Raw genomic sequence first — 11661 nt, forward strand, 5'->3', positions numbered from 1 at the left:
GGCGCCCTGCCAGCAGCTTGTCAAGCATGCGCCGATAGGCCTGGTTGGCATCGACCAGATGCCAGAAGCGGTCAAGCACCACGGCCGGATACGGCTCCTGTTTGGCAAGGATCAGCGAGATGGCCTGCCGCACCATCTGCATCGGCGGCGACGCCAGCGCGTGCTCGCTGTAGGCCGGCGCGTAGCCACTGGCCAGTAACAGCCTGTTGCGCTGCCGCAGTGGCACGCCGAGGCGCTCCGCCAGGGCAAGCACCATTTCACGGCTGGGCCGCGCGCGCCCCGATTCCAGAAAGCTGATATGGCGCTGCGACACGCCTGCGGCCAGCGATAGCGCAAGCTGACTGTAGCCGCGCTTGCCGCGCCAGTAGCGCAACAGTCCGGGGAAATCGAGGGCGGCTTCGGAGCCGGGGGTGAGCGTTTCCATGGACCGATTACAGCACGGCGATGGAGCCCGCGCGACTACCTCGCAGGTAATCACGGGTATTCACCAGTGTGCGGCAGGCCTCGCTCTTTCAGATTCGTCCCATATCGATCTGGACGGAGCAACCGTACCATGGCTGCACGATTGAACACCCGACAGTGACGCCCACGGCACCAAGGCAGTGTTGGGTCACATGCCGATGGTATGCTCTGATTTTTCAATTCCCGCGCGCGCAGGGCGCGCACCTTGATGGAAATAGCCATACTTCTGGCGCTCATTCTGGTGAACGGCCTGTTCGCCATGTCCGAAATCGCGCTTGTCACGGCTCGCAAGGCCCGGCTGCAGCGCCTTATCGACGATGGCGACCGGGGCGCCATGGAGGCCGTGAAACTCGGCGAGGACCCCACCCGCTTCCTTTCGACCGTACAGATCGGCATCACCTCGATCGGCGTGCTCAATGGCGTGGTTGGTGAATCAACGCTCGCCGCACCTTTCGGCGTTTGGCTCCAGGGCTTTGGCATTCCGGCCAGCACCTCCGGCTTCGTCGCCACCGCCATCGTGGTGGCCGGCCTGACCTACTTCTCGATCGTACTGGGCGAACTGGTGCCAAAACGGCTGGGCCAGCTTGCGCCGGAATCCATCGCACGGACGGCTGCGCGCCCGATTTCGTTCCTGGCGGTGGCGTCCACCCCATTCGTCAAGCTGCTCTCGGGGTCCACCCGGCTTGTGCTGCGCCTGCTGGGCGTCAAGGCAAACCGCGGCCCGGCCGTGACCGAGGAAGAGATCCACGCGTTGCTGGTAGAAGGCTCCGAGGCCGGCGTCATCGAGCAACATGAACACACGATGGTTCGCAATGTGTTCCGCCTGGACGACCGCCAGCTTGCTTCGCTGATGGTGCCGCGCGGTGACGTGATCTACCTTGATGTGGAAGACACCGAGGAAGAGAACCTGCGCCGCATCGAGGGGTCGGACCACGCCCGCTTCCCGGTCGTGCGCGGCGGGATGCATGACATCCTCGGCGTTGTCAGCGCCCGGCAACTGCTGGCCCGGCGCCTGCGCGGCGAAAAGGCCGAGCTGACGGCCGTTCTGCAGCCGGCGGTCTTCGTGCCTGAAAGCGTCACGGGCATGGAACTGCTTGAGAATTTCCGCTCGTCGGGCGGCCAGATCGCGTTCGTGATCGACGAATACGGCGAGGTACTGGGGCTTGTCACGCTGCAGGATCTGGTCGAGGCGATCACGGGCGAGTTCAAGCCCGATGCCGCTGGCGAGGAATGGGCCGTACAGCGCGATGACGGTTCATGGCTGCTGGACGGCCTGATCCCGATCCCCGAACTGAAGGACCGCATCGGCCTTCGCAACGTTCCCGAGGAAGACAAGGAGCGCTACCACACGCTTTCCGGCATGCTGTTATTGCTGTTGGGCCGCCTGCCGCAGACGGCTGACACCGTACAGTGGGGCGACTGGAAGTTCGAGATTGTCGATATGGACGGCAAGCGAATCGACAAGGTGTTGGCGTCGCGGGTGCAGCCGGAAGACGGCCCCGAGTCAGAGACCACAGGCTGATGACCTGCACCTGACCTTGGCGGAGACATAGCGGAACGGGCGCGTCAGGCGCCCGTTTTCATTCTCCGTGTTGCCGGTGTTGGGTTGCCCTGACTTGCCTTAACGCCTTCAAGAACCGCGGTCAAGACGGAAGGTGTGCGGGCATTTCCGGGATTGCGTTGAATCAAGCTTCGCTGAGACGATACCAGGCACCGGCATCGCTGAAATACGACCCCGAAGCTTGCTGCCGTATGATCAGGACTGCAGTGCACCAGCACTATTACGTAGTTACATTTTGAGTCGAGATGCGCCACGAGAGCGCACCACGCCGGTAACGCATAACCGGAAACGCAGTCGCGGGAACAGCCGGCGGCCATTGCAAACCATGAACTTGCTGCCAGCAGATGTATTCGATGGATTTTGACGCCAATGACGCGCCACAGCACTGTGTCGGTGGCCGCGAACCATCACCGTTCACAGATGCGCAACCGGGCGCCTTCCTGGCCGCGCTTGACGAGCATCGCGCGCAGGTAGGCGCGGCGCACCCGCTGGCCATCCTGATCATTCGCCTCGACCGCTTCCAGCACGCCTGCGACACCATCGGCAGCCGGCGCGCCAGCATCTTGCGCGCGCAGGTCAAATCCCGCGTGGCGGGCGTGGGCGTCATGCCGGCGGTCATGCACTGGCTGGGGCCGGCCGACCTGGGCATCGCCTGTCTGCTACCAGAAGGCGCAGACGGCACGTCGGAGCTAAGCCTGGGCATAGCGTCTGCGCTGGCGCCCCCCTACGTCATCGACGGTTTCGAGGTGTTCCTCTCGTGCAGCATCGGGGCAGCCATCGATCGCCCAGAAAGTGCCACGGAACGCAATCTGCAACAGGCTTTTGACGCCATGCTGCAGATCAACCGGCGCGGCGGCGATGGTATCGGCAACGCCAGCCAGCCGGTCAGCCCGCGTCTCACCACGTTGCTGGCCGCCCTTCCCGACGCTGTCTCGCGGGGCGAGTTCGGCCTGCAACTGCAGCCGCGTGCCCTCCTACGCACTGCGGAAGTTGTGGCGTACACGGTGCGGCTGCGCTGGCACCATCCGGTGCTGGGACGCATTGCGCCGCAGGACTTCCTGCCCGCGATCGAATCGCTCGGCATGATGCTCGACGTCAGCCGGTGGCTGGTGCAGCAACTGCTGCAACTGATGCGCGAAACCGACGTCGCGGCGAACGTCCAGTTCAACCTGCTGGCCGCCGGCCCGCTGCTTCAGGCGGACGACACCATTTTCATGCTGCGGCGCGCTGTGGAAGCTGCAGGCATACGGCCTGCGCGGCTGTGCGTGGAAGTGCCGGTCGGCAGCGTGGTGGATGCCCCCGAGACGACCCAGAAAGCCGCGCGGTTGCATGAAGCCGGGATTCAGATTGCGCTTGCGGACTTCGGGAACGATCCGGCCAGCCGACGCGCGTTGGCCCTTGTCACCCCTGACGCCGTGATGCTGGATGCGCGGCACCTCGGCAGCGCCGGAGGCGCTGCCGCCAATGCCGCGTCCGCGTTGCAGGCAGCTTGCAAGCTCGCCAAATCGCACGGCGCCGCGGTCTACGCCAGGGGCGTGGAAACCTGGGCGCAACTCGAAGCCGTACGCAGTTGGGGTTGCGATGGCATGCAGGGCTATCTGTTGGCACAACCGTTTCCAGCGCACTGGCTGGCGCAGACCCATGCCGCCGTCGCCGCAAGAGCCCGCATGCTTCTCGGCACAGCCGACACCGCCTGACAAACCGGCCGGGAATGTCACCTGCGTCAGTGCCTGGCAAGTGCCTGGCGCGCTTACACTTTGGCACATATCCTGCGTCGACAAACATTGGCGCGGCGATAGAATGTGCCCAGTTCTTACTATCCCTGAAAGGAGCCCGTTGTGAAGAAAGGATGGATCTGGTGCGTATTGGTCGCCACGTTGCTGGCAGGCTGCAATACGATGGCCGGCCTTGGCCAGGACATTCAGAAGGGCGGTCAGAAACTTGAGAGTTCGGCCGAGCGCAAGTAAGCGCTGGGACAGCCGAAACAACTGAGCCAGCTAAGCCAGCCAAGCCAGTTGAGACAACAAAGGGCGCAGATCAGTCTGCGCCCTTTGCTTTGTCATCACGATTCGATTGCCTGTCAGCCGCAATCACACCGTCCGCATCACACCTTCTTCAATTGCGCGGCCTCCTCGGCCAGCTTGCGGATTCGCCCCCAGTCCTTCGCCGCGACTGCATCCTTGGGCACCACCCACGATCCGCCCACGCACACCACGTTCGGCAATGCCAGGTAGTTCGAAGCCTTTGCCAGGTCGATACCGCCGGTCGGGCAGAACTTCAGTTGCGCGAGCGGCCCGTACAGCGACTTCAGCATCGGCACGCCACCCGCGGCTTCCGCGGGGAAGAATTTCAGGAATGTGAACCCTGCCTCGAGTGCGAACATGGCTTCGCTTGCCGTTGCCACGCCTGGCAGCAGCGAGATGCCAGCACCCTGCGCGCCCTCGGCAAGCTTCTGCGTCAGGCCCGGCGACACCGCGAACTGGGCCCCGGCATCGCGCGTAGCGCGCAACTGGTCGGTTGTCAGCACGGTACCCGCGCCCACCACCGCTTGCGGCAGGGCCTTGGCCACGGCCTCCATGGCCTGCAACGCCACCGGCGTGCGCAGCGTGATTTCCAGCATCGGCAGGCCGCCGGCAACCAGCGCCTCGCTGATGTGCAGCGCGTCGTCAACCGAGTGGTATTCGAGCACCGGAATCACCGGCACATTGGTCAGGCGTTCCAGCAGCGGGGAAGGTTGAATTTGCATGACAGATCTTCGATGAATGGGTATGAACGGCGCCGCTCCAGGCGTCAGGCAATCACCGTGACGCCCTGCTCCAGGCGGGCTCGCACGGTTTCCGCGTATGGGATCGGTGCTACGGCCCCGTAACCCGTGGTGGACAACGCGGCGGCAACGTTGGCATAGCGGGCGGCCTCGAACGGATCGGCGTCCGCTGCAAGCCGCGCGATAAAGCTGCCGCCAAAGCAATCGCCGGCGCCTGTGGCATCGACCGGCCGCACCGGGAAAGGCGCTACCAGTGACCGCGCCTCCGGCGTGGCAACGTAGCTGCCCTCTTCGCCAAGCTTCAGCGCCACCAGCCCCACGCCGCATTCCAGCAGGTGGTCGACGATGGCATCGCGGTCATCCAGCCCGGTCAGTACCGTGATGTCGTCCCAGCTTGGCAGGCAGATATCGGCCAGTGAGAATGCCTCGCGCATGATGCCGCGCGCGCGGGCCAGGGACCAAAGGCGAAGGCGCAGGTTCGTATCGAGCGACACTTTCGCGCCAGCCTTGCGCGCGTGCTCCATCGCCGCCAGCCCGGCGTCGCAGGCGCTCGTGCTGATGGCCAGGCTGATGCCGGACAGGTGCAGGAAGCGCGCCTGCGCTATGGCTGCAAGCGGCAACTGCTCGTGGTGATAGCGGCTGGCCGCGGAGCCTTCGCGCAGGTAGTCGAAGCGATGACCGTGGTTGTCGTGCGAAACGAAATAGACGCCGGTCGGGGCGGATGCATTCACGACCACATGGCGGGTATCAACACGTTCCTGCGTCCACAGCGCCAGCAGCCGCTCGCCAAAGCTGTCGGCTCCCACGGCGGAGATATAGCCGGTGGTCGCCCCCTGGCGCGCCGCCGCAATGCAGAAGTTGGAAGTGTCGCCGCCAAAGCCCTGCAGGTAACGTGTGGGGTCGTCCGGCTGCTGGTTGAACTCCACCAGTGGTTCGCCATAGGCGAGGATATCGATGCTCATATCGACCTCATTTCCTCTTCATTCGTTGTGGCCGCGCGATGTGGCCGTGTGTCAGAAGAACGTCTGAACAATGTCGATGACCTGCAACTGGCTGTCCAGCACGGGGATATGGCGCCACTTGTCGAAGGTCAGGCACGGGTGCGAGATATCGAAGGCAATCATATCGCCGACGCGGATGTCATCGCCAGCGTCGATCTCAAGGTAGGCGTGCTGGTCCATCATGCCCGTCACCTTCCAGTGAGCTGGCGTGGCAACTGGAGCCTCCGTACCCGGGCGAAAGATCTGCGCCGGAATCGGCATGCCGGCATCAAATGCCGCGTCGCGCTTGCCCATGCCGATAATGGCGCGTTTCGGCTCGGGAATCGACTGCACATAGGCCCACAATTGCAAGGCAGGCAGCAGGCCTTCGCGCATCTTCTGCGCCACCGGGTTGTTGGCCAGGATGCGTTCCTGGGCCGCGCGATAGACGCCGACATCATGCGTCAGATAGCAGCCGGGCCGCAGCACGATATCGATTGGCACACCAATGTCGGTGCGTGCAAATTCCTCGGCCACCACGTCGTACCAGGCTGAGCCCGCGCCGGACATCACCACGGGCGTGCGGCCAAAGCGCCCTGCCGCCGCCAGTTCGCGCGTCACGGCCACCGTACGCTGCAGGAGCTTGCGGATATCGGCCTCCTGCTGCAGCACGCCTTCATAGATTTCAACGCCGGCCAGCTTCAATGCGCGGGGCCAGCGTGACAGCGCTTCGAGCACTGCCGCCTGCTGCGCGGCATCGCGCACGCCGGTCCGGCCACCTTCCACGCCAAGCTCCAGCAGCACCTGCAGGGTCTGCCCGCGGCCATCGAAAAATGCACCGAGTTGATCGACCAGCGCCGCCGAATCGACCAGCGAAAAGAACTCGAATGACGGATCGCCGGCCAGCAGGTCTGCGATGATCTCCATATTGCGGCGGCCCACAAGCTGGTTGGCCAACAGCACGCGCTTGACGCCGTGCGCGGCCGCCGCTGCAGTCTGATGGGCCGTGGCCAGCGTGATACCCCAGGCGCCCTCGGCAAGCTGGCGCGCAAAAAGCTTAGGCGCCATCGTCGTCTTGCCGTGTGGCGCCAACTGCACGCCATAAGCACCCATGAACTTTCGCATCCACTGGAGGTTGTGGACGAGCCGGTCTTCGTAAAGCACAGCCGCCGGCAGGCTCAGCTCTTCCGACAGCAGACGCCAGCCCGGCTGGCCCGCTTCGGACGGCGCCAGCGGCGCGTCCAGGCGGCCCAGCGCCTTGTTCAGCGGATCGATCATACCGATCTGGTACTTTGTTTCACGCATGGCTGCCATCACCCTGTCAAAATTCAATTGACGTAATGATAGCCTTGAAACTACGATATTTCATCCTTGTTAGAAAGTAACACGCCTTGCTGACCGGTTGGTCGGCGAGGCATGCCGCCCACTGTCCGCACACCGTCCGCCATGACTGCGCCCTTCGATATCCTGACCCGCATTGCCGAGCGCGGCCCGTCCTTGCGACTGGCCGAGCAGAAAGTGGCGCAGGTGATCCTTGAGGATCTGGCGGGCGCCGCGGCGGCAAGCATCAATGAACTGGCGCGCAAGGCCGCCGTCAGCGAAGCCAGCGTGACGCGCTTTGCCAAGGCCATCGGCTGCCGTGACGTGCGGGACCTGAAACTGCGCCTGGCTCAGGCGACGGCGGTCGGGTCGCGCTTCCTGCAGCCTGCACCGGGGCCGGTGGATACGGATTCCCCCGCCGCGCTGGCCGAGCGGATTCACGCCGATGTCATCACGACGCTCGAGGTCAACCGCAAGCTGATCGACCCCGGACGGATCGACATTGCCGCGCGGCTGTTGCTCGACGCACGCATGGTCTACGCTTTTGGCATGGGTGGCGGCTCAACCTTCATGGCGGACGAGGCGCGCTTCCGTTTGGCAAGGCTGGGGCATCCGGTGGCCACGTATCAGGACGCGCTGCTGCAGAAGATGGTGGCGGCCACGCTGACGCGCGACGACGTGGTGCTGGCATTCTCGGCCAGCGGCAATGTGCCGGAGATGCTGGCCAGTTGCGATATCGCACGCGAGTACGGCGCACGGCTGATTGCCGTGACCGCGCTGGGCTCGCCGCTGGCAGCCCGTGCCGATGTCCTGCTGCCCGTGCGGACGATGGAAACGGATTTCATCTTCAAGCCGTCGGCGTCGCGCTACGCGATGCTGCTGGTGCTGGACGTACTGGTGACCCGCTTTGCGCTGATGCAGCAGGGGCAAAGCAAGGAAAAGCTGCGCCGGCTCAAGTACGTGCTGGACGCCCATCGCGGCGTGAACCAGGACAGCGATGGGCCGGACAGCCGCCAGCCGCTCGGAGACTGACGATGCCACACCTGTTCGACACCCTGATCCGCTGCGTGCTGTTGCTCGATGGCTCGGGCGCGGCGGCGCGCATGGCCGATGTGGCGATCCGCGACGGCCGCATCGCGCGCATCGATGACGCGGGCTCGATCGACCCGGACACGGCGTCGCGCGTCGTGGAAGGCCACGGTCTGGTGCTCTCGCCCGGTTTCATCGACGTACACACCCATGACGACACCAATGTCGTGCGCGAGCCGGCGATGACGCCGAAGATCTCGCAGGGCGTAACCACGGTCGTGGTCGGCAACTGCGGCATCAGCGCCGCGCCCGTGACGCTGGTGGGCGACCCGCCCGACCCGATGAACCTGCTCGGACGCGCGGACGCTTTCCGCTATCCCGATTTCAAGTCCTACGTCGACGCCGTCAACGCCGCGCAACCGGCCGTCAACGTGGCCGCCCTGGTAGGCCATACCGCGCTGCGCAGCAACCATATGGATCGGTTCGATCGCGCCGCCACCGGCGCCGAGATCGCCGCGATGCGCAGCCAACTCCAGGAAGCGCTGGACCACGGCGCGCTGGGCCTGTCCACCGGCCTGGCCTATGCGAACGCGTTCCACGCCCCCACCGACGAGGTGCTGGCGCTGGCCGCGCCGCTGGCCGAGGCCGGCGCGCTCTACGCCACGCACCTGCGCAGCGAATTCGCGGAAATCCTGGACGCGATGGACGAAGCATTCCGCATTGGCCGCCACGCGCGCGTGCCGGTGGTGATTTCGCACCTCAAATGCGCGGGCGTGCCGAACTGGGGCCGCAGCGGCGAAGTGCTGGGTGCGCTGGAGGGCGCGCAACGCTGGCAGCCGGTAGGCTGCGACTGCTATCCGTACACGGCCAGTTCGTCGACGCTCGACCTCAAGCAGGTGACCAGCGACTTCGACATCCAGGTCACGTGGTCCGAGCCCCATCCGGAGATGGGGGGCCGCCTGCTGGCCGATATCGCCACCGAATGGAACGTGGACCTGCTGGAAGCGGCACGTAGGCTGCAGCCCGCTGGCGCGGTCTATCACTGCATGGAGGATGCCGACGTCGATCGCATCCTGAGCCACCCCGCCACCGTGGTCGGCTCCGATGGCCTGCCCAACGATCCGCTTCCCCATCCGCGCCTGTGGGGCGCGTTCCCACGCGTATTGGGCCACTATGCCCGCGATCGCGAACTGTTTCCGCTTGCCGTGGCCGTCAACAAGATGACGGGGCTGTCCGCCGAACGGTTCGGGCTGACCGGCCGTGGCTTCGTACGTGAAGGCTACTGGGCCGATCTCGTGCTGTTCGACGCCACGACGATCCGCGACGCCGCAAGCTTCACGGACCCGCAGCAGCCGGCAGAGGGCATTGCGGCGGTCTGGGTCAACGGCGAACTGACATGGCAGCAACGCGCGGCCACCGGCATTCGCGCCGGCCGCTTCCTGCCGCGCGGCGCCACGCAACAACACTGAAAACAGGAGTTTCCATGGATATCAAACGATTCGGCGTCGAAGGCGGCACCGGCCAGGGTGGATCGCACATGCCGTTCGCACGTGCCGTGCAGGCGGACGGCTGGCTGTACGTGTCCGGCCAGGTGCCGATGGTCAACGGCGAAGTCATCGACGGCGGCATCGTCGCCCAGAGCCATCAGGCCATCAAGAACGTCATGGCCATCCTTGCCGAGGCCGGTTACGGCCCCGAGCACGTCGTGCGCTGTGGCGTGTGGCTGGACGATGCGCGCGACTTCACGTCGTTCAACAAGATCTTCAAGGAATATTTCGGCGCCAACCCGCCGGCGCGCGCCTGCGTGCAGTCGAGCATGGTTGTCGACTGCAAGGTCGAAGTGGACTGCATCGCCTACAAGAAGCCGACGGCCTGAGCCTCACCTGCACAGCCGTGATCGGCGAGCCAGCCGATCCCCAGCTTTCTCAGCTTTTTCAGTTTTCTCAGCTTTCTCAACCCGCCGCCGCTACGCATCGCAAGGCATAGCGGTTTTTTACTACGCGAAAAGCGGACCGTTCGTACATAACAAACGCCCCCCGCGAAAAGGAGACGACATGGGTGCCGTTACCGGAACCACACTCTTGGTCTATGCGCTGATCGCCGTGATCGCGCTGGTGATTCTGATCGCCAAATTCAAGCTGAACCCATTCATCACACTTGTGGTGGTTTCGGTGGCGCTCGGCTTTGCCGTGGGCATGCCGATGGGCGACATCATCAAGTCGTTCGAAGCCGGTGTGGGTGGCACGCTCGGGCATATCGCGCTCGTGATCGGGCTTGGCACGATGCTTGGCAAGATGATGGCCGAATCGGGCGGTGCCGAGCGCATCGCACTGACGCTGATCGACCTCTTCGGCGAGAAGAACGTTCACTGGGCCATGGTGGTCATCGCGTTTATCGTCGGCCTGCCGGTGTTCTTCGAAGTGGGCTTCGTGCTGCTGGTACCGATCGCATTCAACGTTGCCAAGCGGACCAATACCTCGATGGTGCTGGTAGGCATCCCGATGGTGGCCGGCCTCTCCGTGGTGCACGGCCTGATTCCGCCGCACCCTGCCGCGCTGCTGGCCGTGCAAGCCTATGGCGCGGACATTGGCAAGACGATCATGTATGCGCTGATCGTCGGCATCCCCACGGCCGCCATCGCCGGCCCGCTGTTCGCCAAGCTGATCGACCGCCACGTGAAGCTGCCGGCGATCAACCCGCTGGCCGAACAGTTCACCGAGGAAGCCGACAACGTCAAGGAATCGCACCAGTTGCCGAGCTTTGGCATCACGGTGTTCACGATCCTGCTGCCGGTGATCCTGATGCTGATCGGCAGCTGGGCCGACCTGATCGCCACGCCGAAGACGTTTGCCAACGATTTCCTGAAGCTGATCGGCAACTCGGTGATGGCGCTGCTGATCGCCGCGCTCGTCAGCTTCTACACGTTCGGCAAGGCACGCGGCTTTGGCCGCGACGCGATCCTGAAATTCACCAACGAGTGCGTGGCACCGACCGCAATCATCGTGCTGGTGGTGGGCGCCGGCGGCGGCTTCGGCCGCATCCTGCGCGACTCGGGCATCTCCACCGCCATCGTCGACGTAGCCACCCACGCGAACGTCTCGGTGCTGGTGCTGGGCTGGCTGGTGGCCGTGATGATCCGCATCGCCACCGGCTCCGCCACGGTGGCAATGACCACGGCGGCAGGCATCGTCGCCCCGATTGCCGCCAGCGTACCGGGCACGCGCCCCGAACTGCTGGTACTGACCACAGGCGCCGGTTCGCTGATTCTGTCGCACGTCAACGACGGCGGCTTCTGGCTGGTCAAGGAGTACTTCAACATGACCGTGGCGCAGACGTTCAAGACCTGGTCTGTCGCGGAGACGCTCATCTCCGTCGTGGCGCTGCTGCTGACGCTGGGACTGGCATCGGTGGTGTAAACGCTGAAGCCTTGCGCCCTCTCCCGACCTGCGGGAGAGCAGTTGGGGGAGAGGGCTCCGAGGTTCAAATCGCGATCCGTCGCAAACTGAGCCGCCGGCCCTCTCCCCCGCCCCTCTCCCGCATGCGGG

The 11661-nt window shown here is 64.7% G+C and carries 11 protein-coding genes; 7 read left to right on the forward strand and 4 right to left on the reverse strand.

What is annotated here, in order from left to right:
• Nucleotides 1–424, reverse strand: a 424-nt coding sequence (locus B552_RS0125350) for a helix-turn-helix transcriptional regulator (RefSeq protein ID WP_019451865.1), incomplete at its 3' end; no start/stop codon positions are given.
• 246 nt (nt 425–670) lie between these two features.
• On the opposite strand from B552_RS0125350, the gene B552_RS0125355 reads away from it, so the two are divergent.
• The 3 genes from B552_RS0125355 (at nt 671) to B552_RS0125365 (ending at nt 3990) form a co-directional block, all read left to right on the forward strand.
• On the forward strand, nt 671–1984 hold the full coding sequence (locus B552_RS0125355) for a hemolysin family protein (RefSeq protein ID WP_019451866.1): 1314 nt from the start codon (nt 671–673) through the stop codon (nt 1982–1984).
• 392 nt (nt 1985–2376) lie between these two features.
• The gene (locus B552_RS0125360) at nt 2377–3720 is read left to right on the forward strand and encodes an EAL domain-containing protein (RefSeq protein WP_026036042.1); all 1344 of its coding nucleotides are present in this window, start codon (nt 2377–2379) and stop codon (nt 3718–3720) included.
• A 141-nt stretch (nt 3721–3861) separates the two neighbouring features.
• A complete protein-coding gene (locus B552_RS0125365; RefSeq protein ID WP_019451868.1) occupies nt 3862–3990 on the forward strand; it encodes an entericidin A/B family lipoprotein in 129 nt (42 codons plus the stop codon).
• A gap of 137 nt (nt 3991–4127) precedes the next feature.
• On the opposite strand, the gene B552_RS0125370 is transcribed toward B552_RS0125365, so the two are convergent.
• The 3 genes from B552_RS0125370 to B552_RS0125380 are packed head-to-tail and all read right to left on the reverse strand — an operon-like array spanning nt 4128 to nt 7072.
• Nucleotides 4128–4769 (reverse strand): bifunctional 4-hydroxy-2-oxoglutarate aldolase/2-dehydro-3-deoxy-phosphogluconate aldolase, encoded by a 642-nt coding sequence (locus B552_RS0125370; RefSeq protein ID WP_019451869.1) that lies wholly within the window; start codon nt 4767–4769, stop codon nt 4128–4130.
• A 44-nt stretch (nt 4770–4813) separates the two neighbouring features.
• A complete protein-coding gene (locus B552_RS0125375) occupies nt 4814–5749 on the reverse strand; it encodes a sugar kinase (protein ID WP_019451870.1) in 936 nt (311 codons plus the stop codon).
• A gap of 51 nt (nt 5750–5800) precedes the next feature.
• Nucleotides 5801–7072: an amino acid deaminase gene (locus tag B552_RS0125380; RefSeq protein WP_026036044.1), complete on the reverse strand. Its 1272-nt coding sequence runs from the start codon at nt 7070–7072 to the stop codon at nt 5801–5803.
• A 141-nt stretch (nt 7073–7213) separates the two neighbouring features.
• Here B552_RS0125380 and B552_RS0125385 point away from each other — a divergent pair, with 141 nt between their 5' ends.
• The 4 genes from B552_RS0125385 (at nt 7214) to B552_RS0125400 (ending at nt 11532) form a co-directional block, all read left to right on the forward strand.
• Nucleotides 7214–8119 (forward strand): MurR/RpiR family transcriptional regulator, encoded by a 906-nt coding sequence (locus tag B552_RS0125385; protein ID WP_019451872.1) that lies wholly within the window; start codon nt 7214–7216, stop codon nt 8117–8119.
• A 2-nt stretch (nt 8120–8121) separates the two neighbouring features.
• Nucleotides 8122–9585, forward strand: a complete 1464-nt coding sequence (locus B552_RS0125390) for a D-aminoacylase (RefSeq protein WP_019451873.1) — start codon at nt 8122–8124, stop codon at nt 9583–9585.
• Nucleotides 9586–9599: 14 nt separating this feature from the next.
• Nucleotides 9600–9992 carry a RidA family protein gene (locus B552_RS0125395; RefSeq protein ID WP_019451874.1) on the forward strand — a complete coding sequence of 131 codons (393 nt, stop codon included), beginning with the start codon at nt 9600–9602 and terminating at the stop codon, nt 9990–9992.
• 178 nt (nt 9993–10170) lie between these two features.
• Nucleotides 10171–11532 carry a GntP family permease gene (locus B552_RS0125400; RefSeq protein WP_019451875.1) on the forward strand — a complete coding sequence of 454 codons (1362 nt, stop codon included), beginning with the start codon at nt 10171–10173 and terminating at the stop codon, nt 11530–11532.
• The last annotated feature ends 129 nt before the right edge of the window (nt 11533–11661 follow it).

It is taken from the genome of Cupriavidus sp. BIS7 (genome assembly GCF_000292345.1).
GTDB lineage: Bacteria > Pseudomonadota > Gammaproteobacteria > Burkholderiales > Burkholderiaceae > Cupriavidus.